Source organism: Inquilinus sp. (genome assembly GCF_039594555.1).
Classification (GTDB): domain Bacteria; phylum Pseudomonadota; class Alphaproteobacteria; order DSM-16000; family Inquilinaceae; genus Inquilinus.
In genome coordinates this window covers 1-24,850 of the sequence record NZ_JBCNNF010000003.1, presented here as the reverse complement: position 1 = coordinate 24,850, position 24,850 = coordinate 1, and the positions used below count along the sequence as shown (strand labels likewise).

General features: G+C 68.9%; 31 protein-coding genes and 1 tRNA gene. 3 read left to right on the top strand and 29 right to left on the bottom strand.

The genetic code is table 11. The features are described from left to right. Window positions 1–4: 4 nt before the first annotated feature. From ABDW35_RS00685 to ABDW35_RS00605, 17 genes are all read right to left on the bottom strand, one after another. The gene (locus tag ABDW35_RS00685; protein ID WP_343711912.1) at window positions 5–3,133 is read right to left on the bottom strand and encodes a tape measure protein; all 3,129 of its coding nucleotides are present in this window, start codon (window positions 3,131–3,133) and stop codon (window positions 5–7) included. After that, window positions 3,133–3,270: a hypothetical protein gene (locus tag ABDW35_RS00680; protein ID WP_343711911.1), complete on the bottom strand. Its 138-nt coding sequence runs from the start codon at window positions 3,268–3,270 to the stop codon at window positions 3,133–3,135. The genes ABDW35_RS00685 and ABDW35_RS00680 overlap by 1 nt, the downstream gene beginning before the upstream one ends. Continuing rightward, complete coding sequence (locus tag ABDW35_RS00675) at window positions 3,267–3,737, bottom strand: gene transfer agent family protein (protein WP_343711910.1); 471 nt, start codon at window positions 3,735–3,737, stop codon at window positions 3,267–3,269. The genes ABDW35_RS00680 and ABDW35_RS00675 overlap by 4 nt, the downstream gene beginning before the upstream one ends. Further along, window positions 3,737–4,186: a phage tail tube protein gene (locus tag ABDW35_RS00670; protein WP_343711909.1), complete on the bottom strand. Its 450-nt coding sequence runs from the start codon at window positions 4,184–4,186 to the stop codon at window positions 3,737–3,739. Before ABDW35_RS00670 ends, ABDW35_RS00675 begins: the two co-directional genes overlap by 1 nt. Before the next feature lie 81 nt (window positions 4,187–4,267). Further along, window positions 4,268–4,681, bottom strand: coding sequence for a DUF3168 domain-containing protein (locus ABDW35_RS00665; RefSeq protein WP_343711908.1), 414 nt, complete (start codon window positions 4,679–4,681; stop codon window positions 4,268–4,270). Then, complete coding sequence (locus ABDW35_RS00660) at window positions 4,668–4,841, bottom strand: hypothetical protein (RefSeq protein WP_343711907.1); 174 nt, start codon at window positions 4,839–4,841, stop codon at window positions 4,668–4,670. The genes ABDW35_RS00665 and ABDW35_RS00660 overlap by 14 nt, the downstream gene beginning before the upstream one ends. After that, on the bottom strand, window positions 4,841–5,242 hold the full coding sequence (locus ABDW35_RS00655) for a hypothetical protein (RefSeq protein WP_343711906.1): 402 nt from the start codon (window positions 5,240–5,242) through the stop codon (window positions 4,841–4,843). The genes ABDW35_RS00660 and ABDW35_RS00655 overlap by 1 nt, the downstream gene beginning before the upstream one ends. Before the next feature lie 8 nt (window positions 5,243–5,250). After that, entirely contained in the window at window positions 5,251–5,601 is a 351-nt protein-coding gene (locus ABDW35_RS00650; protein WP_343711905.1) for a hypothetical protein, read from the bottom strand. A gap of 173 nt (window positions 5,602–5,774) precedes the next feature. Then, window positions 5,775–6,161: a DUF4054 domain-containing protein gene (locus ABDW35_RS00645; protein ID WP_343711904.1), complete on the bottom strand. Its 387-nt coding sequence runs from the start codon at window positions 6,159–6,161 to the stop codon at window positions 5,775–5,777. Between the two features lie 2 nt (window positions 6,162–6,163). Continuing rightward, complete coding sequence (locus ABDW35_RS00640; RefSeq protein ID WP_343711903.1) at window positions 6,164–6,544, bottom strand: hypothetical protein; 381 nt, start codon at window positions 6,542–6,544, stop codon at window positions 6,164–6,166. 58 nt (window positions 6,545–6,602) lie between these two features. Beyond that, entirely contained in the window at window positions 6,603–7,565 is a 963-nt protein-coding gene (locus ABDW35_RS00635) for a major capsid family protein (RefSeq protein WP_343711902.1), read from the bottom strand. Between the two features lie 51 nt (window positions 7,566–7,616). Beyond that, complete coding sequence (locus ABDW35_RS00630; RefSeq protein ID WP_343711901.1) at window positions 7,617–8,090, bottom strand: hypothetical protein; 474 nt, start codon at window positions 8,088–8,090, stop codon at window positions 7,617–7,619. A 45-nt stretch (window positions 8,091–8,135) separates the two neighbouring features. Then, entirely contained in the window at window positions 8,136–9,260 is a 1,125-nt protein-coding gene (locus ABDW35_RS00625) for a DUF2213 domain-containing protein (RefSeq protein ID WP_343711900.1), read from the bottom strand. A 10-nt stretch (window positions 9,261–9,270) separates the two neighbouring features. Then, window positions 9,271–10,077, bottom strand: a complete 807-nt coding sequence (locus ABDW35_RS00620; RefSeq protein ID WP_343711899.1) for a minor capsid protein — start codon at window positions 10,075–10,077, stop codon at window positions 9,271–9,273. A gap of 135 nt (window positions 10,078–10,212) precedes the next feature. Beyond that, entirely contained in the window at window positions 10,213–12,576 is a 2,364-nt protein-coding gene (locus ABDW35_RS00615) for a phage portal protein (protein WP_343711898.1), read from the bottom strand. Between the two features lie 9 nt (window positions 12,577–12,585). Beyond that, entirely contained in the window at window positions 12,586–13,893 is a 1,308-nt protein-coding gene (locus ABDW35_RS00610; RefSeq protein WP_343711897.1) for a PBSX family phage terminase large subunit, read from the bottom strand. Further along, window positions 13,890–14,336, bottom strand: coding sequence for a terminase small subunit (locus ABDW35_RS00605; RefSeq protein WP_343711896.1), 447 nt, complete (start codon window positions 14,334–14,336; stop codon window positions 13,890–13,892). The genes ABDW35_RS00610 and ABDW35_RS00605 overlap by 4 nt, the downstream gene beginning before the upstream one ends. Before the next feature lie 28 nt (window positions 14,337–14,364). On the opposite strand from ABDW35_RS00605, the gene ABDW35_RS00600 reads away from it, so the two are divergent. After that, on the top strand, window positions 14,365–14,850 hold the full coding sequence (locus ABDW35_RS00600; RefSeq protein WP_343711895.1) for a hypothetical protein: 486 nt from the start codon (window positions 14,365–14,367) through the stop codon (window positions 14,848–14,850). Between the two features lie 29 nt (window positions 14,851–14,879). Here the strand turns inward: ABDW35_RS00600 and ABDW35_RS00595 are convergent. From ABDW35_RS00595 to ABDW35_RS00585, 3 genes are all read right to left on the bottom strand, one after another. Further along, window positions 14,880–14,954: transfer RNA gene (locus ABDW35_RS00595), tRNA-Leu, on the bottom strand. A 174-nt stretch (window positions 14,955–15,128) separates the two neighbouring features. Continuing rightward, a complete protein-coding gene (locus ABDW35_RS00590; RefSeq protein WP_343711894.1) occupies window positions 15,129–15,758 on the bottom strand; it encodes a DUF6456 domain-containing protein in 630 nt (209 codons plus the stop codon). Next, window positions 15,755–15,955 (bottom strand): hypothetical protein, encoded by a 201-nt coding sequence (locus tag ABDW35_RS00585; protein ID WP_343711893.1) that lies wholly within the window; start codon window positions 15,953–15,955, stop codon window positions 15,755–15,757. The genes ABDW35_RS00590 and ABDW35_RS00585 overlap by 4 nt, the downstream gene beginning before the upstream one ends. Before the next feature lie 56 nt (window positions 15,956–16,011). On the opposite strand from ABDW35_RS00585, the gene ABDW35_RS00580 reads away from it, so the two are divergent. Further along, the gene (locus ABDW35_RS00580) at window positions 16,012–16,356 is read left to right on the top strand and encodes a hypothetical protein (RefSeq protein ID WP_343711892.1); all 345 of its coding nucleotides are present in this window, start codon (window positions 16,012–16,014) and stop codon (window positions 16,354–16,356) included. Between the two features lie 17 nt (window positions 16,357–16,373). Here the strand turns inward: ABDW35_RS00580 and ABDW35_RS00575 are convergent, their stop codons facing one another. Together ABDW35_RS00575 and ABDW35_RS00570 are read right to left on the bottom strand one after the other, a co-directional pair. Further along, window positions 16,374–17,408, bottom strand: coding sequence for a hypothetical protein (locus ABDW35_RS00575; protein ID WP_343711891.1), 1,035 nt, complete (start codon window positions 17,406–17,408; stop codon window positions 16,374–16,376). Continuing rightward, window positions 17,405–18,880 (bottom strand): replicative DNA helicase, encoded by a 1,476-nt coding sequence (locus tag ABDW35_RS00570; protein WP_343711890.1) that lies wholly within the window; start codon window positions 18,878–18,880, stop codon window positions 17,405–17,407. The genes ABDW35_RS00575 and ABDW35_RS00570 overlap by 4 nt, the downstream gene beginning before the upstream one ends. A gap of 89 nt (window positions 18,881–18,969) precedes the next feature. Here ABDW35_RS00570 and ABDW35_RS00565 point away from each other — a divergent pair, with 89 nt between their 5' ends. Next, window positions 18,970–19,545: a hypothetical protein gene (locus tag ABDW35_RS00565; RefSeq protein ID WP_343711889.1), complete on the top strand. Its 576-nt coding sequence runs from the start codon at window positions 18,970–18,972 to the stop codon at window positions 19,543–19,545. Window positions 19,546–19,550: 5 nt separating this feature from the next. On the opposite strand, the gene ABDW35_RS00560 is transcribed toward ABDW35_RS00565, so the two are convergent. The 7 genes from ABDW35_RS00560 to ABDW35_RS00530 form a co-directional block, all read right to left on the bottom strand. Continuing rightward, window positions 19,551–20,135, bottom strand: coding sequence for a hypothetical protein (locus ABDW35_RS00560; RefSeq protein WP_343711888.1), 585 nt, complete (start codon window positions 20,133–20,135; stop codon window positions 19,551–19,553). Then, complete coding sequence (locus tag ABDW35_RS00555; protein WP_343711887.1) at window positions 20,132–22,258, bottom strand: DNA cytosine methyltransferase; 2,127 nt, start codon at window positions 22,256–22,258, stop codon at window positions 20,132–20,134. Before ABDW35_RS00555 ends, ABDW35_RS00560 begins: the two co-directional genes overlap by 4 nt. 175 nt (window positions 22,259–22,433) lie before the next feature. Continuing rightward, window positions 22,434–22,835 carry a hypothetical protein gene (locus ABDW35_RS00550; RefSeq protein WP_343711886.1) on the bottom strand — a complete coding sequence of 134 codons (402 nt, stop codon included), beginning with the start codon at window positions 22,833–22,835 and terminating at the stop codon, window positions 22,434–22,436. After that, entirely contained in the window at window positions 22,832–23,422 is a 591-nt protein-coding gene (locus ABDW35_RS00545) for a hypothetical protein (protein ID WP_343711885.1), read from the bottom strand. Before ABDW35_RS00545 ends, ABDW35_RS00550 begins: the two co-directional genes overlap by 4 nt. Beyond that, window positions 23,422–23,778, bottom strand: a complete 357-nt coding sequence (locus ABDW35_RS00540; protein ID WP_343711884.1) for a hypothetical protein — start codon at window positions 23,776–23,778, stop codon at window positions 23,422–23,424. The genes ABDW35_RS00545 and ABDW35_RS00540 overlap by 1 nt, the downstream gene beginning before the upstream one ends. Continuing rightward, the gene (locus tag ABDW35_RS00535; protein WP_343711883.1) at window positions 23,778–24,449 is read right to left on the bottom strand and encodes a hypothetical protein; all 672 of its coding nucleotides are present in this window, start codon (window positions 24,447–24,449) and stop codon (window positions 23,778–23,780) included. Before ABDW35_RS00535 ends, ABDW35_RS00540 begins: the two co-directional genes overlap by 1 nt. 54 nt (window positions 24,450–24,503) lie before the next feature. After that, window positions 24,504–24,850: hypothetical protein (locus tag ABDW35_RS00530; protein ID WP_343711882.1), on the bottom strand; the 347-nt coding region annotated here is incomplete at its 5' end.

Genomic DNA, 24,850 nt, shown 5'->3' with positions numbered 1-24,850 from the left:
CCGCTCACGATTGCGAGAACCGGATCTGATGCTGCCGGTTGATCTCCGGCACCTGGGCGAGCCCCCGCTTGACCGCCGCCGCCGAGATCTCCGCAATCGCCCGGTCACCGTTGGCGCCGGCCAGGCTGATGTTGAACTGGATCGGCGGGCCCCCGCCTCCGCCACCGCCGGCCGCGGCCTTGATGACGCTGTTCGGGATCACCTGGCCGGGCACCTGCGGGGCGAACCATTCCCGGCCGGTCTCGCCCACCTCGTAGATATTGCCCGGAATGGCCTGGCCGCCGCCGGCACGGTGCGGCAGCAGCGCCACCGCGGCATTCGCGGCATTGGTCGCGCCGGCGACAGCGGAGGTGCCGCCGCCGCCGAGCAGACCGGCGAGGCCACCGGTCAATCCGGAGAGGCTGTCGAACAGCTTCCCGAGCGGGCCGCCACCCGCGCCCCCGCCGAACGCAGCCGCCTTAACCAGCATCTCCGCCAGGGCGATGCCGACCTTCAGCAAGGCGTCCTCGAAATCCTGTGCGCCCTGGATGCCCGACTGGAGCGCGTCGCCGATCCCCTGGATGGCTTGGGTGGTGCCGTTGGCCGTGTCCTTCGCCGCGGCGATCTGCATGTCGATCGCCTTGGTGGCATCGACGGCCGACAGCCCCTGCGCCTTCAGCGCCTCGACGATGGCGGGGTCGGTGAGCAGCCCCTTGAGTTCGTTCAGCTGCCGAAGCTGCTGCTCCATGCTGAACGTCGGCAGCTTGTCGGCGGCGATCTGCAGGATGGCGGGCACGCCCTCGAGCTGAGCCGCAGCCTCCTTGATCCGCGCCGATTCCTCCGCCGTCAGGTCGGCGGTGCTGCGCAGCTTGTTCTTGAAATCCTCCTTCGCCTTCGCCAGCGCCTGCGTGCGAAGCTCATTCTCCTTCAGCGCCACGCCATTCAGCGCGAGCTGCGCGACCTCGGCCTTCAGCTCATCCAGATACTTCGGAAGCGTCGGCTCCTTCGGCTGCTTGGCCTTGCCGCCACCACCAGCGGCAACGCGTCGCCGCGTCTCCGGCGGATCCGGCCGCTCGCCTGGGATCGGAGCGGTAGGCGTCGAGGGGGTCTCACTGAACCTGATGAAGCCGAACGAAGGAGTCGTCGGGAACGGCCGATTGAGGACGTCATCGAGGCTGTTGCGAGCGGCGATCGCTTTGGTGTCGAGATCGATGAGCTTCTCGACGATGGCGGCGATCTTGGCGAGGATCCCGGGCGCCTCCGGGGCGTTCCAGGTCGCCGTCAGCTCGCGGATCTTGTCGGCGGCCTCCTGCGCCGAGATCTTGCCCTGATCAAATTCCTGACGGATGCCTTGGGCCTGCGCGATCAGGGCGTCCGAGTTGACGTCGGGCAGCAGTTCCTCAAGCTTGGCAGTCAGCTCATCGGATTGCCGCTCCAGGTCGGCCTGTTCATCCGCGATGCTCTTGAGGTCGCTCTCCAGCTGATCCGCCTGCTCCGAGACGCCGGGGATCAAGCGCGACCCGACCTCGGCCGCGGCGTTGGCCGCATTCTGGAGCGCCCGCCTCACCGAGCCGGCGATCCCGTTGATCTTGGTGTTCAGCCGGTCGAAAGCCTCGCCGACGCTGTCGACGCTCCCGATGACATCCGCGAGGATGACGATCACCGAGGCAGCTACGGCCAGGATGGCCGTGAACGGGTTCGTCAGAGCGGCGACGCGGAGCGTCGTGAGCGCGGCCACCAGGTCGCGGATGAACGATACCAGCTTGATGGCAATGAACGCGGCCCCGGCCGCCTTCAGCACGACGAAGTTGCGCGCGACGAAGGCCAGCGCCCCGGCGGCTGCGTTGAGCGCCTGAGCGAGGAGCGTAACCACCTCGACGCCGGCCTGGATCACGGCCGGGTCCTCGAGCTGGGTGAGCGCGCCGCCGATCGCGTCGCCGAAGCCCTTGCTGGCGCCGGTCGCCTCGTTCAGCTTGCCGGCATAGCGGGTGACACCATTACCGAGCGCGGTGAGGCTGTCGGCGAACGTCGCGTTGGTCTTGGCGAAGGTCTTGTCCGCCTGGGCCGAGTAGGCCAGCAGCGCCTTGATGATGCGATCCGACGTCAGCTTGCCCTGCTCGCCGAGCTTCTTGAGGCCGCCAACGGTGGTGTCGAACTCCTTGGCGATGGCTCGGGCCAGTGCCGGCGCCTGCTCCCGGATCGACCGCAATTCATCGCCCTGCAGCACGCCCGAGCCGAGCGCCTGGCCGAGCTGGATGACCGAAGCCTGAAACTCGGCCGTGCTCGCGCCCGACGCCTTGAACGACTTCACGACGGTCTCGGTCAGGCGCAGGACATCGCTGTCCGCGGTGCCGAGATCCGAGGTCGCGATCTTCAGCCGCTGATACAGATCGGCCGTTGTCTCCAGCGGCGACCGCGAGCGCTGCGCGAGCTGATACAGCTCCTCCTGCTTCGCGGCCACCTGAGACAGCGGCACGCCAGCGGCGGCGACGCGGTTGGCCACATTCGTCCAGCCATCGGCGTAGGTGGCGAGCTGGGCCGCCCCGGCACCGACAGCGAGGCCGCCGATTGCGCCGCCGAGGGCGAGACCGCTCACGCCGCCCATCAGGCGGTCGCGCGCACTCGCGCCGGCGGCCTGCTGCCGCGCCAGGTTCCGTGACCTGGCAGCAACCTCCGCCGCCCGCGCCCGCTCAGCGGCGGCAACTTCCTGGCGCGCAGCACGCTCGGCCGCCGCCGCAGCCCTCGACGCGGCGCGGGCCTGCTGCTGCGCCTGCCGTTCCTGGGCCCGCTGCGCCTTGGCTGTGGCGCGCGATACCGCGTCCGCCTGCTTCTGCGCGACCCGCTCAGCGGCGGCGGCTGCGCGCTGCTCGGCCGCCTCCATCGCCGCGATGCTGCGCTGTGCCCGAATGACAAGGCGAGAGCGCTGCTCCTCGGCTCGCTGGGCGGCTCGCGTCTTCCGCTGCTCCGCCCGCTCGGTTGCCACCGCGCCGCGCTCCAGCGCCACCGCCTGCCGGGCAACGCTGCGATCGGCCACGGACGCCATGCCGCCGATGTTGCGGTCGAACTCCTCCCGGGCGCGGCGGCCGGCGCGGATGTGCTGGTCCACCAGCATCCGCAGCTCCACCACGACCTGGTCGGCGACCCGAGCGTTCATCAGAGCATCCCCTTCTCGGCCGCGGCGGCCAGCATCGCGTCGAAGTCGTCGTCTGACGGGGGAGGCTTGCCGGCGCCGTTCGGCTCGACCATGTCGGCGTAGGCCTTCCCGGCCATCAGGAACTCGGCCAGGCTCATCCGGCCGACTTCGAGCGGCGAGATCCCGACCGCGAGCGCTTGCCCGTAGAAGGCCGCGACGTCGATGAATCCGTCCCGTCGTCCGCCGCGGCCTCGGCTTTTCCCTCCGGTTCACCCGTCACGTCCTCGACGCCGAAATACACGGCGCCGATGACGGCCTGGGCCGTCACCTTGGAGTTGTTGGGGTCGCGCGGATCGGCGAGCGGCCGGCCGTCCACATAGGTGTCGATCAGCTCCCGGGCGCGCAGGGGCGGCGTGCCGCCCCCGATCAGCCCGAGGCGAAGCGTCTCGACGATGTCGCAGACCTTCCACCGCTCCTCGACGAGAAGCCGCTGGGCGATCTCCCCGAGGCCGGCGCCGCAGAGGCGCTGAAGCTCTTCGATCTGCTTCAGCTTGAGGGCGAACACATAGGTGCCGTCCGCCCACTTCAGCTCGACCTCTGCGGCGATGTTCGGCTGCCCGGTCATCAGGCGGCCGCGGTCCAGGTGGGCTTGCCGTTCAGGGTGATGGCGATCTGGACCGTCGCCCGCTGGCCACGCTGGGCGGTCACCTGGTAGTTCGTCAGGATGGCCGGCGCCTGGTAGTAGCCGCCGTTGTCGGCCGCGGTGACGTCGTACATCCACCGGACGTTCTTCTCGGCGCCCGAGAACGCCCAATCCTCCCACGTCTTGCGGGCGGCCCGGTCCAGCACCCCCTGCCCGCTCAGCGTCATCTGCAGGGCCGTGATGTCGGTGATCTTCCAGGCGGGGTCATCCGGGTTGTCGCAATCCGGGATCACCGTCTCATTGGTGTCGGTGGCGATCGTCATGCCGAGTTCGGTCAGGCCGCAGGGCGCGGCGAACACCTCGGTCGGCGTGGTGCCGTCGCCCAGCAGCAGCAGGACGTCCGAGAACTTGAAGGTCTTGGCCTGGGCCATCGGGATCTCCTCAAACGAAAAGACCCCGCCGGATGGCAGGGTCGGACATGCCCAAGGCGGGCTATGCGGGTTGGGTAGGGTCTAGACCGAGGCCAAGGCCTCGAACTCGATCACGCCGTGGTTGACGCCCTGCTCGTCCGGGTCGCCGAAGAACTGCGTCCGCCGCCACGTCAGGTCGATCAAGTAGCCCTCACCGAGATCGAGTTCAGCCTCGTTGAGGGCATCGGCGACGGCGGCGCTGAGCTGGCGCACCTGCTGCATGCCGTATTCCTTGGTGAAGGCGTCCACCTGCACCAGGATCAGGCTGCCCTTGACGCCGCCGGTGGCCTCGAACGGCGTGACGATCGTGGTCACGCAGCGCGTGAAGGGGAACACGGGGTTCGCCGAGACGTAGTCATAGGACCGCTGGCCGGCGATGCCGGACACCATCGTGTCGCCCTTCAGGCGTTCGGTCACGGCCTGCTGCAGCGGCCCGGAAAGGTCACGCGCCGGCATCGTCAGCCTTCGGCTTCTGGACGCGCTTGCCGGCGCCAGCGGACTCTGCCGCCTCCGCCGCGGCGGTAGGGATCATCTGCGTCGTGCCGGCCTTGTAGGCGAGCATCACGCGTCGCGTCGGCCGGTAATCGAAATCGGAGGTGAAGGAGAACCACGGCATCACGCTACCCCCTTGTTGACGGCGACGACAACACCCGCGATGACGGCCGCGCGCTCGCGCTGAACTGCCGGCCGGACGTGCGGGCGGGCCGCCATCTTCAGCGTCCCGTATTCGAGGGCGACCGAGTAGGGCGCGTCCTCAATCATGTCGACCTTGTACGGCGCAACCCGGTCGGTATGGATGGACCGGTCGAGCACATGGGTATCCGCATTCGGCGGCTCACCCGGCTTCGAAGGGACGTGCGCCGGTCCGCTCACGGCGCCGGCCAGGATGGAATCCCGCGTCGTCTTGGCGATGCGCCGGCCGCCCGCCAGCAGTGCCTTGTCGGCGTCGGCCGGCACCTTGCGGATAATCCGGTCCAGCCTGGCGAGGTGCTGCTTCACACCCGTGACGCGGCTCATGCGCGCCATCAGGCCGGCTGCCCCGCCATCGTCCAAGCCGCCTGCGCCGGGTCCCGCTCGATGTGCGAGATCCGCCAGCGCTGACCGGCCACGGTGATCTCGTCATCATCGGTCGGCTCCGCGGCGACGCCGGCCTGCAGCACGATCAGCAGCACGCCGCGCGAAGGGATGCCCCAATCCCGCCGCTGCTGGTCGGACAGCTCGTCCTGCTGCGCGCGGATCGGCACATCGGTCCAGGTCACGGGCGTGACCACCTGGCCTTCGGCGTCCTTGCCGATGCGGTGCAGGGTGCCGGCGAGATAGAGAGGCGCGAAGGCCGCGCCGAAGATGCCCTGCAGCCCGCCGTCGAGGAGACCCATTACGGTACCCAATCGTAGGTGGAATAGCGATAGTGGCAGGCCCGGACCAGGCGGACGGTCAACGGGTAGCTGAGAAGACCGAGGCCCGCGGCCGCCCTGATCAGCGGGACCGCCACCGGATGAAACCAGCGGCGGGCGATGTGGACGGTCTGCCAGTAGTGTCCGCCCACGGCCTACACCACAGCCACGGCCGGGAAGTTCCGGCGCAACAGCTCGAGGAAGCGGCGCCCATAGGAGGTCGAGCCGAGAACGCTGCCGTCGCCGCCGGCATCCGCCGCCGAGAAGCGCTCCAGCTCCAGCCGGCCGGACTTCATGCGCTTGAAGCCCATGGCGCCAGCGGCGGCCGCCTCCGCCTCTGCGCCCGTCCCGAGCCCGTCGAGGGTCAGGATGTGCGCCGCCAGCAGCAGGCGGCCGAGCCGGAAATCGGCCTCGGACACCCACGTCTCGTCCACCTGGAGGGCGGCCTCGTCCAGCGCGCCCTGCACGACGCTGTCGGACACGGCGGCGAAGGCCGGGAACCGGGCCTTCAGGTCGGCGGGCGTGGGAGGGTTCCAGGCCATGGTCAGCCCTGCGCCCCGCCGGCGCCCGCCTTGGCCTTCTCCTGGAGGGCAGCGACGATGTCCTCCTTCTTGCCCTGCGCCGGTGCGCCGAGCACCTTGGACGCGGCCGACTTGAACTGCATGAAGTTCATGCTCTCGGCCTGGGCCAGCAGCTGGGCCACGGTCAAATCGGGGCTCGCCTTGTCGCCGTCGCCGGCGTCCGCCTTGGCCTTCGGCGCCTCGCCGTCCCACGCCAGAACGCCAGCGTCGACCTGATGCTGGACGTTGGCGATCTCGGCATCCCGGAGCGGGAGGTCGCGGGTCTCGTTCCGCTCGAGAAGCAGGGGCTCGCCGTTCGCATAGACGAAGCGCGGCCCCCGGGTGATGTTGGTCACGCGGGCCATGATCTCTCCTGGTCAGAGGAAGTGGGCCGGGACCGAAGCCCCGGCCGTTGGGTTGGCCTCAGATGCCGTCGCCGTAGCGGAAGGCCTTCGGCCGCCGGATCTCGACGCCGCCGGTGCGGAAGATGCCCGGCACGTCGAACAGCAGCGGCCCGCGCTGCCAGGGCGCCAGGAAGCGATGCGGCATCGGGAGATGCAGCTTCACCACCTGCGGGTCGCGCCGATACGCCACCATGCGCGCGGTGTTGCCGGCGCCGGCCACCTCAAGGCCGCGCACGGCCCGGATAGTCAGCGGCCGGCCGGTGACCGCGGTATAGGTGTTGTTCTGGCGCAGGAACTCCAGGATCGTGGTCTCGGTCAGGTCGCTGCGCGGCATGGTGGCGATATAATCCAGCTGGGCCACCGGCAGCAGCAGGGTATCGGCCATCTCGACGGTCAACGACGTGGTGTAGATGCCCGTGAGCAGCGCGTTGACATCGCGGATGATCTGCGTCGGGGTCTTGTCCACCCACTTCGTCGAGTTGCCGCCGCCTCCGGCGCCGTCATTGGCGACATTGCCGGCGGTGACGTTCGGATCGTTGATCAGGCCCGTCCAGCCCTTGGTGTTGCCGCTGGGCGGCACGCCGCGCAGAGCGACACCGTCCATGAATTCCTCATAGGCCCGGATCGCAGCGGTGGCGCGGTCGGCCGAGAGGTTAAGGCCAGGGATCATCATGGCCTGGCCCAGCTCTTCGCTGGTGTACCCGTAGCCGATGGCCGCCATCTCGATCGGGTGCTCGAACTGCGAGCGCTCGACGTCGGCCTTCGGGATATCCAGGGCCTGATGGTGGAACCAGTCGGCCACGCCCGCCTTGTCGGTGGAGAAGAACGTCACGCTCTTCGCCCACGGGTTGGCCGAGCTGTCGACAGGGACCAGGTTCGGATACTGGATGTCGGGGTACTGGACCTCATAGGCGGTCGCCTCGATGTGCGACACCTGCGAGATGAGGTAGCCCAGGGCCTGCTGGGCATCGAACTGAAACATGGAAAGCTCCTTCAGGATCTGGGCTTAGGGAGGGTGGATGCCGGAGGCGCCTTACGCCGCCGGGGTGGGGCCGCGCAGCCGCAGCTTGGCGAGGCCGACGCCGCTGGTGGCGCTCATCCAGCGCGCACCTGCGATGGCGAACTGGCTGGCGCCGGCCGCGGCGCTGGACAGGACGCCGGTGGCGGCGTCGAAGGTGACATCCGCTCCGACGGCGACCGCGCCGCCGGTCTGGACCCAGATGTCGCCCCAGGTCATGACGCCCATGTTGGCGTTCTGCGGGTACTTGTCGCCGTCCCGCGGGTCGAGGGTGACATCCCGGATGGAGATGCCGACGAACGCCGCGGCGGTGGCAGCGCCGAGCACGGCGCCCTTGGGCGCGGTGCCCTGCCCCACGGCCAGGCCGAAGCCGATGCCGGCCGCCGTCTCCACGTTGCGCGTGTCGGCATCGTAGCCGGTCATGTCCGCGATCTGCCCGACGAACGCCGGGCGGATGTTCTCGGTGTAGGTGTTCTGCACGACGGCCATGACCGTCTCTCCTCTGCTGAGTTGCGCGTGGTGGAAGGGCGCGGCTTAGGCCTTGGCCGCCTCGCCCTTCCAGGCGTCGCCGATGCGCTTCTGGCGGGCCTGCCAGGCCGCCTCGCGCTGGTCCCCGCCGCCGGGCTGCTGGTCCGCCAGCGCGGCCCGCAGCGGGTCCTGGCGGGCCTGGCCGGCGCCGCCCTGGCCGGCCGGGACCAGAACGCGGAACGCGCCCTCGACCGCGGCATCCGCCAGGTCCTTGGCGGCGGCGTCGCCGATCTTGGCGGCGACAGCGGCCCGGCGGATCTCCGCCTCGGTCTTGCCGTCCACCACCAGCTTGTCGCCCGCGATCTTGCGGGCATCGGCGATGACCGCCGCCCGGGCCGCCACGGCGGCGTCGAGCTTGGCCGGGGTGATCTGGGCGTCGGCCAGCTGCGCCTTGAGCCCGGTGATCTCGCCGTCCTTGGTCTGAAGGCCGGTCTGCGCGGTAGCCAGGTCGGCATCGACCTTGGCCTTGACGTCCTTGAGCGTCTGGTGATCGCTCATCAGCTTCGACACCACCTCATAGGCCGTGTCGGACAGCTCGACGGTGATGCCGTCGATCTTGACCTGCTTGGTCATGTCGGTCCTCTCGGGTTTCGGGGTCGACCAGGAGTCGCCGATCCGGCAAGCCGGTCCGGCACGGGCCGCGTCGACGACGGCCAGATGGTTGGCGCGGATCCCGCGCTGGATGGCGTCATAGGGCTCGCCGGCGTCGGTGGTGCCGGCGGTCCAGTCAATCTGCGCGACATAGCCGACGCTGAGCTGGCGCTTGCCGGCCTGCACCGCGTCGATCGCGCCCTGGTCCATCAGCACCAGCGGCACGCGGACGAACTCGCCGTCCCGCGCCACCTCGCCGCCGACCTGGCCGATGCTCAGCGCCTTCCAGTTGGCGGAGGTGACCGGCTCGGACGGATGGTCGAGGGTGACCGGCCGATGCGCCATGCTCGACAGGGCGTCGGCGGCGAAGACCTCGTCCGCCGGCCGGTAGACGCGGACGACGGACAGGTCCGGCCGGCCCATCTCCGAGCCCAGATACTGCTGGACGCCGGTGCGAGCGATGCGAGCCGAGGCGACCAAATACCCGTCGGCGGTCGTCCGCTGGTCGCCCACCAGCGTGACCGTGTCGGTGATCAGCATGTCGGTGTCCTCAATCCTCGAGCCCGATCCAGGGCTCGCCCTTGCAGTCGCAGAACGGCGGGATGCCGGGCCGGTCTCCGGCCGGGATGTCGCGGGTCCGATAGACCTTGCCGTCCCGCGCCTTGTGCCAATGCCGCGGGTTCGGGTTGCCGCTGTGGCGCCACCGAAACCGATCCAAGCCGGCCTCGCCGCGCCGAACCTCATCGAACTCGGACGCGATCGTGTCCGTCTGGGCCCGCGCGAGGTTCAGCGCGCGCCGCCGGCCGGTGCCGATGGCGTCCCGCAGCGCCCGAGAGACCGACGTCACCGGCTCACGCTGCGCGACCGCGACCCACACCCGGCGCTCGACCGAGCCGCGCACCTGATCATCCAGGCTGCGCAGCAGCGCCAGGTTCCGTTGCAGGGCAAGCCCGCGCGCCGGCGCCGCCTCCAGCGCCGACATCATGGGCAGCGGATCGATGCCGGCCGCCGCGGCGATCGTCTGCGCGAAGCGCCTGGCGTGCCAGGTGTCGAACTCGGCCAGCCATTGGGCCATGCGGGGCCGCAGCTGCGCGGTCAGGCCGGTCATCAGCGCCGCCGCCGCGATCAGCGCCGCCTCAAGCTGATCCTGCTCATCATCCCGCACCAGCCGGTCGCGGAGCGTGCCATAGGCCGGCAGCACCCGCCCGCGCACCTGCGCCAGCCAGCCGCGTGGCACCTCCAGATAGATGGCGGCCAGCGCGTCGACCCGGGCCTGTGTCGGCACCACCGCCTTGGCCGCGACCGAGCGTCGGCGCGTCCTGCCGCGGCGGACCATGCCGACCAGATCATAGGCCATGCGGGGTCACCTCGGCTTGCCGGCAGGCGCCCGAGCGCCTATATTCTGAGGCGGAGCGGGCTTGGCCCCAGTACGTTTCGGACGTTCGCGGAAGGCTTCGGCAAAACCGCCCTGGGGGCCGCTCCACCCTCCCCCTCATCGCTTCCACATCGTGTGCAGCACGGCCTTCTTGTTGCCGCGCTGCAGCTCCTCCACGACGGTGAACGTGTAGCGGCCGACCTTCCGCGTGTAGACGACGGCCGGCAGCTTGCGGTGACTCGTCAGGGCGCCGCGCGCGATCGTGTCCGGCCGCTCGACCACGCCCCGCACCCGCTTGAAGTCCGACCGCGTGATGGCGGCCTGGCCGCGCCGCCCCTCGGCCGCCGGGTCGCCGTGGTCCTTCAGGATCTTGCGCACGGCGTCGGCCGTGATCTTGCGATCCCAGCCCCGCAGGTCATGCCCGGTCGCGGCCCGAACCGCCGCGTGGTTGCGCACCGGCCCGATCACGAGCCAATCCTTCGACGTCCTGTCCCGCGTGGCCCTATCGACGAGGGCTTTGGCCTTCTTGCCGCTGGCGCCGGTGCTGATCCACCGCCCATGCGGCCCGCGCGGCTGGTTGGGGTTGTAGTGGCCGCGGCCGCCGCCCCTGCCGCGACGAGCATCACCGAAAGGGCGATCGGCGTTCGGCCCACCTCCATCCTCGCCCGGCTGCCCGGGCAGGTCGTCCAGCTTGCGCGGCTCCCAGATCTCGGGCCCCAGCACGATCCGACCGCGATACGGCGTGACCTTCGACAGGTCGACCGGCGCCTTGGTCAGGCTGATGTGCGGCTGGTAATCCTCGAAGTCCCACGACGCGCCGGCGCCCAGGATCTGGCCGTGCCGCCAGGTCAGCGCCGACCAGGTGAACAGCAGCACCGCGGTCATGCCGCCCAGCGGCTCGACGATGCGGACGCCGCCGGGTGGGATGGTGATCCCACCGTCCGGGTTGCTGTTCCAGTCGCCGTCGATCTTCATCCAGTCGATCGCCGTCCGGCTGCTGGCGATGGTGACGTGCAGGTCGGGCAGCACTTCGATGATGCCCTGCCCCTCCGCCCAAGCCCGGATCTCGTCGGCGTTGACGACATCGCGCCGGACATAGAGCGTCCGCGGTGCCGCATCATCGACCGGCTGGCCGGGCTGCGGGCCGCCCGACGGCATCTTGGCTGCGGCGAGCGCCGCGGCCTGCTCGACCGGATCGGGGATCCAATCGGGATCCTCCAGCTTGCCGGCCTCATAGTCTTCCATCGCCGCCTCGAGGCCGGGATAGGTCCCGTCCTCGACGAGCTGGTTGGGGACAACCTTGGCCACCACCGCCGGCGGCAGGATGTCGTTGACGGCGTAGATCTGCGTCGCCTGGGCCTTCTTCAGCCCCACATCCGCGGCCTCGGCCGCACTCAGCTGCCAGAGCGGCGCCCACGCGTAATGAATCTCCTCCGGCCGGCTGCCGAGCGCGCTGGCGATCAGCGCGTCATCCAGCCGCCGCAGCGTCGGGGTCAGCAGCACGCGCTGCTCGGCCGCGATCCGGTCGTAGTAGTTCCGGACGTCGCTCTCGCCGGTGGCGTTCATGCCGGCCGGGGCCTGGCCGAGGAGCCGGGTCGCCGGGATGTCGGCGGCGCCGGCGGCGATCTGCAGGTATTGCTGCATGATCTCCGGCAGCTGGGCGAAGCTGATTTGCTTCCGGTCCCACTCCTCCACCTGGTCGAGGAGGAGGGTGTTGTTGAGCGACTTCATCGTGTTGGCCAGCGTGAAGCGCTTGATCAGCGTATCGGAATAGCCGGCGGCCGACAGGCTCTGGGACAGGTTCGGGATCCGGATCACATCAAGCTTGGCCTCGTGGATCAGAGAGGCCACTCCCTGCGCGGCCAGGCCGGCTTGCTTCACGGCATCCATCACCGCCTGCAGCACACTGTCCGCCCAGCCGTCATTGCCCATGTACAGCTCGTCCGGCAGCGGCGCGCCGAGCAGCCGGATCACCCGGCTCGGGTGCAGCCTGGCTGCCGTCTGCTGCGTGCTGCCGACCTGGTAGTAGCCGGGCTCGCCGAAGGTCGGCGACAGCACGTCCCGATCAATCTCGCCGGCCGTGATCTCCCATCGGTGCATGGCGTGCAGATACTTCAGGCCGCCCCGCCCGATCGGCGGCAACGGCTGCATCGGGTCGCCGTCGCCCACGCCAAGCACCAGCGCCGAGCCGCCGTACAGCCGCGCCAGGCGCAGCGCCTTGGCGACCTTCCGCTGCACGTCGAGGCGCTGTTCCTCCGCCTCGATCTGCTGGATCTGCGCCGGCTCCGCCTTCCAATCCCGCCATTCGCGGGTCATGTCGAAGGGCGGGACGTCGATGATCTTCCGGGCGATCCAATCGCCGCGGTAGGCGGCGTCCAGCTGCTCCCGGTTCTGGGTGACGAAGATGAACCGGTCGTGCGCCAGCTTGTCCTTGCTGGTGAACAGCCCGGAGACCAGATTCGCGAGGGTGTCGAGGAGCATTGCCGCGCCCTACCCGACCCAGGCCATGCTGGCGTCGTAGGTGGACCGGCGCAGCGTCTCTACGGCGTAGCGGAGCGCGTCGATCACGTGGTTTTTCCTGTCCTCGAGAACGGGCAAGACCTCGCCGGTCAGCTTGTCGGTCTTGTAGGAGTAGTGGGTCAGCTCATCGATAGTGTGCCGGCAGCGCGGATGCACGACGACGTCATGGCTCTGGAGGAAGGTGACGCCCTCCTCCACCGACCCGGCGCCCTTGATGGCCGGGGTGATGTTGCCGAAGCCGTGCCGCAGCATGTAGTTGATGGTCTCCGGCCGCGCGCTGTCGGCGATGATCGGCCAGCGGCGTGACCCTTCGATGCCCTTCCATTCCTGCCGCAGCGGCGGCGGCAAGGCCGCCAGCGCCTGGGCATTGAGGTTGTTCACCTCCGGGTCGGCGGTGCCGGCGAACAGGAACGGCGTCCGGTCGATCTCGCAGCCGATGGCGTAGACCTCCCGGTCGACATAGAGCGTCCGGCCGCTGATGAAGCAGCGGACCAGGACAGTCGGGTCTATGCTGAAGCCCCAATCAGCGCCGAAGTGGAAGCGGGCATCAGCCGGGGTCTCGAACTCGTCGACCCGCCAGTTCTTGAACACCCGCGCTTCGCTGAGCGTCTGATAGCCGCCGAGCCAGATGTGGCCGAACTTCTCCAGGTCACGCCGCCGATCGAATTCCATCTCGGCGCGCAGCACGTCCGGGAAGAAGGGGTTATCCCGGTAGTTGGCCTGGATCACCACCGAGCCCGGCGGCGCCCCGTCCGGGCCGCGCAGCAGCTTGTCGACCGGGTCGGTCGCCTTGTTCGGGTTCCAAGTGAACCAGATCTCCGAACCCGGCTTGCGGATGGTCGGGCGCAGCAGGTCCAGGCTGCGCTGCGAGAGCGATTGGGCTTCCTCAACCCAAGCGATGTCGTAGCCCTCAAGGGACTTGATCGACTCCGCCGTGTGATTCTGCATGCCCTGGAAGATGATCAGGCCGTCGCCCGGGGTGTGGATCTCGTTATTCAGCACCCGGAACCAGGCGCCGACGCCCATGGCCTGGATCTTGTCTTCGAGCAGCCGCTTGACCGACTGCTCCAAGCTCTTCTGGATCTCGCGAATGCAGACCGCGCGGAGGCCTTCTTGCAGGATGGCCCGCTCTATCAGCATCTCGGCGAAGAAATGCGACTTCCCCGAGCCGCGCCCGCCGTGCGCGCCCTTGTAGCGGGCGGGCTCCAGCAGCGGAACGAACGCCCGCGGCGTGGAAAGGTCGAGGGCATCGTCCTCGGCCTCGGGTGCAGGCGTCATTCCTCCGCCTTCGGGTCTACGATGGTCCGGCGGATCGTCCGGAACGGAATAGGGCCGCCGCCGGGGCCGCTGTGCTCGACCCGATCCCGGAACATGCCGAGGTGCTTGCCAAGCAGCTCCAGGGCCTTGTTGGCGCCACCGGCGTTGAAGGTGTACTCACCGGTCGGGTTGCCCTGGCGGTCGGTCACGGCCTCGTGCTGCATCGATCGCTCGACGACCTCCTGCAGCCGGTCCAGCACCCAATCCTGTGTGACCTGCGTCCGCTCAGACCGGGCCGCTTGGGCCGCCTCGATCGCAGCCGCGACCTCCGGCTTGTCCAGCAGCTCTGATGCCGTCTGCTTCGCGCGCCGCTCGCTGTACCCGGCACGGATCGCGGCTTGCGCGCCGTTCAGGTCGACCAGATACTCGTCGATGAAGCGGCGCTCCTTTGGGGTGAGCGCCATCCAAACCTCTTCTCAGACGGAGTCAAACATGCCGGGTGATTTCTGGGCCGTCGCTGGCTGGGTTCTTGGCCTGTACGGCGCCACTCTGAGCACCTGGACTGCGATCGAGAGACGGCTTGAGGCCGCGCCCGTATTTGCTCTGTCCAAGGACGATACCGAGGGGACTATGGCCAGCGGGAATTGGCTGCAGATCTCCATCTACAACCCCGGCAAGCATGCGATCCTCGTCCTGGATCTCACTTCGAACAATGACGCGCAGGGCGCTATTCGCTCATTGGGCACAGGCGCATCTGAGATCAAGGACATCGTCCGAATAGCAGCGACCCGGCGCCTCAACATGGTTGTTCAGCCCGGGCAGAGCGGGACGATCAGGTTTCTGCTGGACGACGATGCGAAGGCCATGGATCTGTTACTGCGGTGGCGCCGCGAGACCCCAGCACTTCGTCGCGTGCGGACGGTTCGCTTCCGCCGCACCAGAGATCAGCTCCAAGAAATTCAGAAATCCATGCTCTGAGCAGGGCCTGCGAAGTACAGGGCGAGATCTGGTGACGATGACGGGATTCGAACCCGTGTCTGCCGGTTCTTAGGCGGCTATCCTGACCTCTAGATGACACCGTCACGGGCTCATCAATACCGCTCGCAGCAGCCGAGGGCCCGTGAATTCGAAGTCATCTCCGGCTACGCAAAAAGCCCGCCACGGTTCCCCGGGCGGGCTGCAGAGCCAAGTCGGCCAATTGACACATTGGTCTCACGCGACTGTTTTTCGCGTCAAGCACAAAATACGGTGGGCGGTCACCCCGCCCGCCGCAACACCTCGCGCCGCTCCTTCATCGCGTCGATCACCGCGGCCGAGTAGTGGTCCGCCAGGGTCAGCAGCCCGACCTTCAGCACGCCGGTCAGCTCGCGCGGATGCTGCTCGGTCGCCTCGGCGATCTGGGCCAGGTCGCGGCCGTCGACGCAGACCGAGAACACGACCGGCGCCAGCCAGCGGCCGACCGCGGCCAGGGCCAGCCGGTACCGCGCCACGGCGGCGATGACCTCGACCGGGTAGCCGGCCGACCGGATGCCGCAGTCGACCCGCTCGGCCAGCTCGTCGACCTCCCGGGCGCCGAGGATCCCGACCTCGTAGTCGCCGAGCAGGATGTCGCCCGCTGTCCACATCACGCCGTCGATCGACTTCCGGGCGTGCAGGCGGTCCAGCGGCGACTGGACCTTGCGGATGTGCTGGCCGGCCCGGGCCGTCTCCAGCACCGCGATCTGCGTCCCGTGCATCAGCTCGCGCCACTGCGCCGGCTCCAGAGCCGCCGAGCGCCGGACCGCGTCGCGCTGGGCCCGCTCGATCTGCGCGCACCGACGCTCCACGGACTCGACCTTGGCCTTGAGCTCGGACCACCAGAGATCGCCCGCCACCATCGTCCTCATCGCCCATCCCTCCGGCCGTAGAGCCGCACCGCCTCAGCCGTCACGGCCTGGCGCAACCAGTCGTTCTCGATCTCCTCCGGCCGCAGCATGACGACGCCCTGCCGCAGCCAGGCCGCGCGCCGCATCCGGAGCAGCTGGTCCTCGGGTGCCGGCTCCTGCGGCACCAGCCGGCCGAGGGGTGAACGCAGCGCGGTCATTGGTGCCCCCATATGACTTGACCTATACTCGCGCCCGGATTCGTTGGAGATTTCCGATGGTTCGTCGCGATCTTGAGTTTCGTATCCGCTCCATGCTGGTGGACTACGATGGTGAGGTTCGGAGGTGGCACGCAGAAGAGCCGTCCGATGAACAAAGATGGCTCCTGAAAACATCCATTCGAAACCTTTGCAAATCCAAGCACAATGACGGGGACATCGATGAATCCTTGGTGGCTGGAGCACATAGTTTCCTCGATGTACTCCATCGACGTCGCCAGAATCTTCCAGATCCGCCGGACTTCCCTGCTAAATCGACAACTCAAGCACCTGACTACCATCTGGATGACTTCATCGCAGACCTGGACGCGGCGACGAGGCTGTTCGCATACCTGCCGGGTTGATTGAGACGCCAAGAACTTCATGCCGAGGCATCCGCGTCACGGTTGGTCACCCCGCGCATCTCGGCGTCGATGCGCCGGATCTCGGGCAGCGCGGCGGCCGGGTCGGCGAAGAACCGGTCCCGCAGCTCGACGGTCTGCTGGCCGTAGCCCTTGCGGGCCATGCGGCCGAAGACGTCGTGGGCGAAGGCGCCGTCGGGGAGATCGAAGATCGTGCGCTTGGGCTTCCCCGGCGCCGCGCCCTGGCCGTTCGGCTTCGGCCGATCGTTCAGCGCTTCGACCACGTCGGGCTCGAACGCCTTCAGCGTCGCCCTCGGCTTGTGGCCCTCGGCCTTGAGCTTGGCGTTCCGGCTGTCGAACACGTGCCGGCACAACGCCGGCGTGGCGCCCTGCTCGACAAGCCGCTGGGCGACGACGAGATCGCTCGGCGCCGGCCATGGCCGAGCCTGGGCCTCGCCGTAGACCGTGGCCCGGCTCTGGTCGAACTCGGCGATGATGGCGGTAGCCTCGTCCACGCCCCCGCCCTGGTCCGACGCGCTCGGACTCGCGGATCCTGGAACTGACGTAGACGGTAGATCTTCTCTTAAACTGGAACTGGTATATCCATGGGCCTTGGCTTGGGGGTTAACCCCCTGGTTGGCGTCAGGGGATATCCGGGAGGGTTTTCCGGGCTGGTTATCCTGCCCCTTGAGTTTCGGGTTGCCCCCTCCCCGCCCGTTTTCCCGGTCGCGCTCTTCCTTGGCCTTATCCCGAACCATCCGGCGGGAGAAGACGGCGCCGGTCTCCGGGTCGAGGCTGAAGATCCCCGCGTGCTCGAGCTCGGCCAGCAGCTTCCGGATCTCCTTCTCGCTGCCGCCGAGGAGGCTGGCGAGCTGGCGCGGGCTGGGCGGCTGGCCGGCGATGAGCAGGTGGCCAGGCCGGTCGCTCTCATGCATCAGGGTCAGGAGGTCGATCCAGAGCCCGCGGGCGGCGTAGGAGCACATCCGGAGCGGGATGTCGCCGCGCCAGTCGGTCGTATAGAAGCGGAAATAGGGGATGCGCTTCTCCTTGCTCACAGCATCTCTCCTTGGAACCCCTGCGCCAGGTTCTCGAACAGGCCACGCGCGCCGTCGAAACGGACCTTCGCGACGCCGGTTTCGCCCCAGCGGTTCTTCGCGACGATGATCTCAGCGAGGTTCTTCACGCGGTCGGCCCGGGCCATCCATTCGGTGAAGCTCTCGCCCTCGGTGTCGGCCGGCTGCTGCTGCGCGGCGTAAACCTCCTCGCGGTAGAGGAAGGCCACGATATCGGCGTCCTGCTCCAGCGAACCGGATTCGCGCAGGTCGGAGAGGAGCGGCCGCTTGTCCTGCCGGCTCTCCAGCGCGCGGGACAGCTGCGACAGGGCCAGGATCGGCACCTGCAGGTCCTTGGCTGCGGCCTTCAGCCCTTCCGAGATGGCGGACACCTCCTGCACCCGGTTCGGGTCGCGACTGCCGCGGTGGCGCTGGTCGCGCATCAGCTGCAGATAGTCGACGCAGACCAGGTCGACGGGACCGGTCTGCTGCAGCCGGCGGACGCGGCGGTGGAGCTGGTCGACGGTGAGGCCGGAGGCGTCGTCGATCTCGATCGGCAGCGACGCCAGCTCGTTCGCGATCTGCACCATGCGGCTGACGTCGGCCGGCGGGACGGTGCCACCCTTCATGGCGCTGATCGCCACGCCGGTCTCGCGCTGGATGTAGCCCATGCCGACCTGCAGGCCCGACATCTCGCAGGTGAAGACGACCGAGCGCTTGCCGCGGTGGGCGACGTGCCGCGTGACGTGCCGCATGAGGGTGGACTTCCCCATGCCCGGGCGGGCGCCGAGGATGACGAGGTCCGGCTGCATGATGCCGCCGAGGATCGTGTCGAGGTCGGCCAGGCCGGTGTTCAGCGCGTTGCGGCGCCGCTCCGGGCCCTCTGCGAGGAAGGCCTGGAACTCGTGCATCACCGACGCCAGAGGGCGCGGCCCGACCGGGCGCGCCGTTGCGGTGGTCTGCAGCGTCTCCAGTTCGCCGGCCAGTGCCGCCAGCGGCGCGTCGGCTGGCTCGACCACCTCGGGATAGGCGATCGCCACAGCGGCCGCGCTGATCGCGGCAAGCGCCTGGCGGCGCTTCCACATGTCGACGATGACGCGCGCGTATTCGGTGATGCTGCCGCTCGGCGTGAACTCGCCGGCGAGCTCCATGATGTAGCCGGCGCCGCCGACGTCAGAGAGAGCGTCGTCGGCCTCGAAGAACGGCAGCAGCGCGAGGGGATCGATGCGCCGGCCAGCCTGCGCAAGGGCGAGGCAGGCGCCGTACATGCGGCCAAGAGCCGGGAAGCCGAAATGCTGCGGCTGCAGCATGTCAGCGACCGAATCCAGATCCTGCGGACGGCCGAGAATGGCGCTGATCAGGCTCTCCTCGACATCCTGCATCAGGCACTGCTTCTGGAGCTCGTCGATCTTCGCCTGTGCGTCGCCGACGCGAGCCGAGCCAGGCCGGCGGAGGGGCGTGACGGCGGCGGTCATATGATCCGCGCTCGCACGATTCGGCGTGCTAAGCATCGATCGGGGTTGTGCCGATCTGGAGGGACAGCATGAACGTGTGGAGGCCAGCCGTGGCTGGCTTGTTCGCAGGGATCGCGCTTACCGTCGTCTACTTCAAGTACGACGCGGCAGGGATCGCCGCCGTCGAAAGATTTCAGCCTCTCATCGCAGCAATATTCGCACTTTTTGCCGGCTTTCTGGCTTATTCTTCCAACATAGAGAACATCCGTGTCACCGACCGAGCAAGGCGCATCGAGCGCAGAGCGCAATACTTGCTGGAACTTGAGCAAATAGAATCTGCTCTGGAAACAATCTGCAAATCTGCACAGTATCTGTTGGAGTTGAAAAATCTCACGCCGAAGGCAATCGCCGTTCTGATCGATGAGATTGACCAAACAACTGAGAAGATGAAGCCCGCCTTTGAGAAAGCGACTCCTATGATTGGCAGACGCTCGGGAGCGCTGTTCTCGGAAATTCAGAGGCGTACTGACTGGATCAAGGTCTCCGCTCTGACATTGACGATCGAGCCTCCGCAAGGCGAGAGCGCACAAAGGGCGGCACCGCATGCCAAGGAGATGAGGACCGCAGCCAGTCAGCTCCTGACCATGACGCGCAAATCGATCGACGCCCTCTTCGAGGACACTTGACGCGCTCACGGCAGCCACCCGATCTGCGCCGGCCCGCGGTGGCCGTGCTCGAAGACCAGCCAGCAGAAGGCGACCGCGCCGCCCTTCGGCTCGACGAGGCCCTGCCGCAGCAGATGGCCCGGCGGCATGCTGAGCCGGGACGAGGACACCCACACCCGGGCTAGCGGCGAATCCTCGAACCAGCCCTTCCGCCGTTTGCCCTCCAGGAAGGACAGCCGCACCAGCGCGCAGACCTCCCACCGGGCGACTGTCATGGCGCGATCTATGAACTCGACCGCGTGCTCGAAGGGCGGGTTCATCATGATCCAGACTGGGTAGGCGAAGGGCCAGGCCGCCGGAGCTAGGAAGTCGTGGACGACGCCATAGCCGCGGTCGACCAGGTCGGATCCGGTGCAGTCGAGGCCGCCGGCGATGCAGGTCTTCGGGATGTTGCCGCGGCCGCAGCAGGGATCGTGGCCCGGGCCCCATAGCGGCTCGGCGTCGATCAGCGCCTCGACGGTCGAGGCCGGCTCGCAGTACCAGCCGTGCGGATCCTGTTCCCGCGGCCGCGCCTGGTTCTCGGTGGCGGTGCTGACGGTGGCGAGGGTCATGCCGCCACCGCCTGCGCGACGCGCTCGACGGGCACTTGGCCCAGGTTGGCCAGCACCAGCGCCTTGGCCATGGGCGGGCACACGGCATTGCCGCAGCAGCGGCCCTGCTGCTCGGCCGTGATCGGCTTGCCGTTGACCAGCACGTCGATGATGTAGGTTTCGGGGAAGCCGTTGGCCCTGAACCTCTCGCGGACAGTCAGCATTCGCATGCCGATGTCCACGATCTCGTACGGCTCGCCGTGGATCACCACCAAGCCGAACCGGGGCTTGGCCGTGTCGGTGTGCAGCGGGTCGCGCAGGCTCTGGCCGTGCGTCGCGGCCGAGAAGTACTTCACCAGGAAGGCCCGGACCTCGCCGGCATGGTTGCCGTTCGCGCAGAGGGCCGGCACGCCCTCGGTGATGGCCCGGGCGCGGCGGTCGCTGCCCTTCAGGTTGATCTGGCCAGCCGAGACCTGCACGACGGCCTGGTGGCCCGTGCCGGCCAGCGTGGTCGACACCGGCTCGCGGGCATCGTGGCCGACGACGCCGGTGTTGTGCTGGGCCAGGAAGGCCGAGACGACGGCGGTCTTGCCGGTCCCGCTGTCGGTCGCCACCGGCTCGCCGGCGCCGTCCGGCGCGCTGCGGCCATAGTGGCGGTCCAGGAACGCGGCGACTACGGCGTGACGCGGTCCCGTTGTTTCCGTCCCGACCGGCTGCCCGGCCGGTGCCGATCGCTCCGCGCCGCCCTCGCCGCCGTAATAGGACATGAGCACGGGCGCGACCACCGACGCTTCGTTGCCGGTCGGGACCGGCGTCGGCATCGGCTCAACCACCGGCCGGCTGCGCGGCTCCTGCCCGTCCCGCTCGCCATAGCGCGGCACGAGATAGGGCGCGACGAAGCAGAGGTCCGGCTTGGCAGTCTGCGTCAAGAGCGGGTCGGCACCGGAACGCGGCTGGCTCTGTGCGGCGCGGCCGCCGCAGCCCACCAGCACCGGCGCGACAAGGCCGATCGGCGCGGCGCCGCCAGGATGCGTCGCCGAGCTGTGCGCGGCGTTCGTGTGGACGGGTTCGGTCACCTCATGCCCGACACTGTTCTGCCGGAACTTGGTGACGAAGGGCGTCACCAGAGCGTGCTCGCCGCGCTTGGCCGCGGTGATCGTGCGCAGGCCCTCGCTGACCGGGTTAGAGCGGGTGTCGCCGCTGTGGGTGATCGGGATGATGAAGGGCTCGGCCGCGTCGATGACGTAGCGCCACACGCCCTTGCCGATCCGGGCCATCGTGTTCTCGACGAGCGGCCGTTTCGCCCGGATCCCGTACTTCGCCCAAATCTCCTCGGCGGTGTCGAAGATGCTCGGGCACGGGAGGCTGAAATCGATGATGTCGGCGGCGACCGGCCAGGGCAGCAGCTTGCCGGAGATCACCTCTGCCGAGCCGGGCCGGCCATGGGTCGGCTTCGGCCAGACGATCGGCAGGTTGTCGTTGCGCGCGATCAGGTACAGCCGCTTGCGGATCGTCGGCGTGCCGTAGTCACAGGCGCGCAGCTCCCGGAACTGCAACCGATAGCCGTAGCGCCGGAGCATCGCGCACCACTGCGCGAAGGTCTCGCCCTTGCGCTTCGGGTCCGGGATCATCTTGCCGTCGGCCCGCTTGACCAGCGGACCCCAATCCCGGAACTCCTCGACGTTCTCGAGGAGGATGATCCGCGGCGGCCAGCGCTTCAGCCACACCTCAACTACATGGGCAAGGTCCCGGCGGCCGCTCTCGACCGGCTGCGCGCCCTTGGCCTTGCTGTGGTGGGTGCAGTCCGGGCTGAACCACGCCAGGCCGAGCGGTCGGCCGTCGTTCTTGCGCCGAAGGTCGTCCGGGTCCACCTGCCAGATGTTCTGGTTGAGGTGGAGCGTCCGGGGATGGTTGGCCGCGTGCATCGCCACCGCGGCCGCGTCGTGGTTGATGGCGATGTCGACATGCCGCGGCGCCGGCAGGAACCCGGCCTCGTGCAGCTGCTGGAACGCCTGCTCGATGCCCTCGCTGGCTCCGCCGCCGCCGGCGAAGTTGTCCACGATCATCTCGTCCGGGTGGAGCCACATCCCGCCGACGCCGAAAGCTGGCGCTCCGGCTGCAGCAGTGTCGTCGAACAGCCTCACCGCCCCCTCCCCCACCACCGCCGCAGCGCCCCGGGCCGGCCGCGGCGGATCTCCACCTCGCGCCGCAGCTGCTGCGTCATGAGCCGCTTGCTCTCCTCGGTCGCAGCGTGGACTGCGCGGTTGTCCCGCCGGCGCTTCGCGTCGGAGAGGCGCGCCTGGGCTTCGGCGTAGACGCTCATTGCGCACCGAACTGGTAGCCGTTGAGGGAGATCGACCGGTCGCCATCGGAAGACGGCATGGCCTTGACGTCGCCGGCCAGGGTCTTCTCGTCGACGAACTGACGCACGGTCTCGCGCAGATCGCGGTGGTCGGTTGCGTCGTTTCCGCCCCACAGCGCCGCATCGTTGAAGCGCCGTGCCAGCGCTTCGGCGGCGCGCTTCGCCGGCTCAATCTCCGAGAAGTCGCCGATCACGGCCCCTATCGCCAAGCCCGTCGGAACATGGGTGATCCGCCACGCGCGCTTCCGCCCCTCGCCGACGCGGAGATGAACGGCGAAGCAACCGAACACCTCCGCATCGACCAGCCTGAAGCCGGAGTGTTGCTGAATCGTGATCACCTGCGTCTGCCAGAGGCTCATGCGCCCACCTTCCGGGCGAGCCCGCCCATGATCCGGTTGAGCGGCGCCGAGATGTGCTCGGGCCGCCAGGCGCGGCGCTCCCGCAGCAGCAGGATGGAATGATCGAGCAGCGCGAGCGCGTCGGCCTCGTTGTCGTCCTTCGGATCCCAGCCGCGCGCCTGGCACGCGCGGAGCATGTCGCCTTTCTCGGCCCGGCCGGAGCCGGCGAAGGTCTTCTTCACCGAGTTGTTCGCAGCCTCGAAGCACTCGACCTCGCGGCGGTAGCAGACCAGGTCGGCAACCGCGGAGAGGCCGAGGGAGCGGCGGGCCGCCTCGGCGCCGCCGTTGATCCGCGGCAGTGGCGCCTCGATGATGACGATGCGGGGCGCGTGGATGGTGATGGCGTCTGCCAGCCAGTCGGCGAACGCGGCGTAGAGCCGGCCGTGCGTCGCCGCTGGCTGGGCCAGCATCACCGAGCCGGAGCGGACGCCGCTCCAGTCGTGGCCGCGCGCCTCCAGCTGGGTCCGCGGCCAGGCTCGGCAGGCGTCGGCCGTGGCGGCAGCCCAGCCGAGCTGCCGCGCGATGTCGAGGGCGAGGATGCCGCCCATTAGAGCGTCCGCTCCTCGCGGTCGTCGTCCGCGTCGATGTCAGCCGCCGGCCGTTCGGGCTCCGGCAATGCTAGCCGGACGACGGGCGGGAGATCCCAGCGATCCCGGAGCTGCTTGCGAGCGGTCGCCTCGTCGCAGGGCGTCAGGCAGTAGATCGACGAGCCGCCATAGAACTGCGTCGCGACCACATCATCGCCGTTGCCGGGAATGTCGACCCGCAGCAGCGCTGCGCCAGCGATGACCTGCTCGCTGACGCGCCCCGCGATGACGCGGCGGCCCATCAGCTCAACGATTGCCCAACCAGCCAGCGCCGGAGCTTCGCCCTCGGCACCCTCGATGCGCACCGCCTCCTCCATCACTGCACCGTCGGGACGGCCGGCGCGCGACCGCTGCGCCGGCGGGCGGCAGCACCGGGGCGTCGGTCGAGGAAGGGCGGGATCTCCAGAGGGTCTGCCGCCGGCTCCGTCGCGGCTTCAGCAGCCGGAGCGGTTTCCGGCGCCGCCGTGGATTCGACCTGCTGGGCCGCCGGCTCCGCACCCGGCGCGGCGAACCGCCCGGCCAGCTCGTTCTGCCCCTCGCGCCAGCCGTTGGCCCAGAACGGCCGGGCCGGGTCGTCCTCGGCATAGGGGTTGCTGTCGAGGTTGGCTCCGTCGAGCCCGGCCTGCTTGCCCTGGGCCTCAGCCACCTCGTTGCGCTTCTCCGCGGCGGCGGTGTCGGCCGGGGTGATGGTGTTGTCGTCGAACATGTCGGCCTGGGCGAAGACCTGGAGGTCGCCGACGTATTGGTTCAGCTCCTTCCAGAACGCCTGGGCCTTCACCGGCTCCATCCGCTTGAGCTTCCGGGCGAGCTTCAGCGCCTGCGTATTGCCGCCGATGTCGTTGAACTGCTTGTTGAACTGGCCGACCTCGCCGCGGGCATCGTCGAGCCGGCTCTGGGCCTCGCCGATCTTGCGGTCGTAGCTGATCACGACGTCGCGATTGACGCCGCGCTTCGGCTGGTCGGTGGCTTCCTTCAGTCTGCGCGCCATGGGCTCTCCTTCTCAGCGCTGTTGAGGATTCCGTCCCGAATGCGCGCCTCGGCCTTAGCCCTCTCCGCGTGGTATGCCGCCCGAGCGTTGTTCTTCTCGGCGCGCCACAGGTGCCAATGCACCAGCCACGCGGCGATGAGCTTCCGCATGCCGCATTCTCCTGATCTCGGCCTGGAGCGCCGCGATGTCGGCGAAGACGCGATCCAGGCGGGTTTCCAAATCTGGGGCGCCGGTGATCGGCGCATAGACGAAGTCGAGGAAGCTGTTGCCCCACCGAGCGATCATCCGGTCCATGTGCCGGTTCGAAGGCCGGCTGCCGGCCAGCCAGCCTCGCGCGGTCACCTCCTCCACGCAGAAGTCGGACGCCAGGCGCTTGGCCGCGTGCTTCGGGTAGAGCCAGG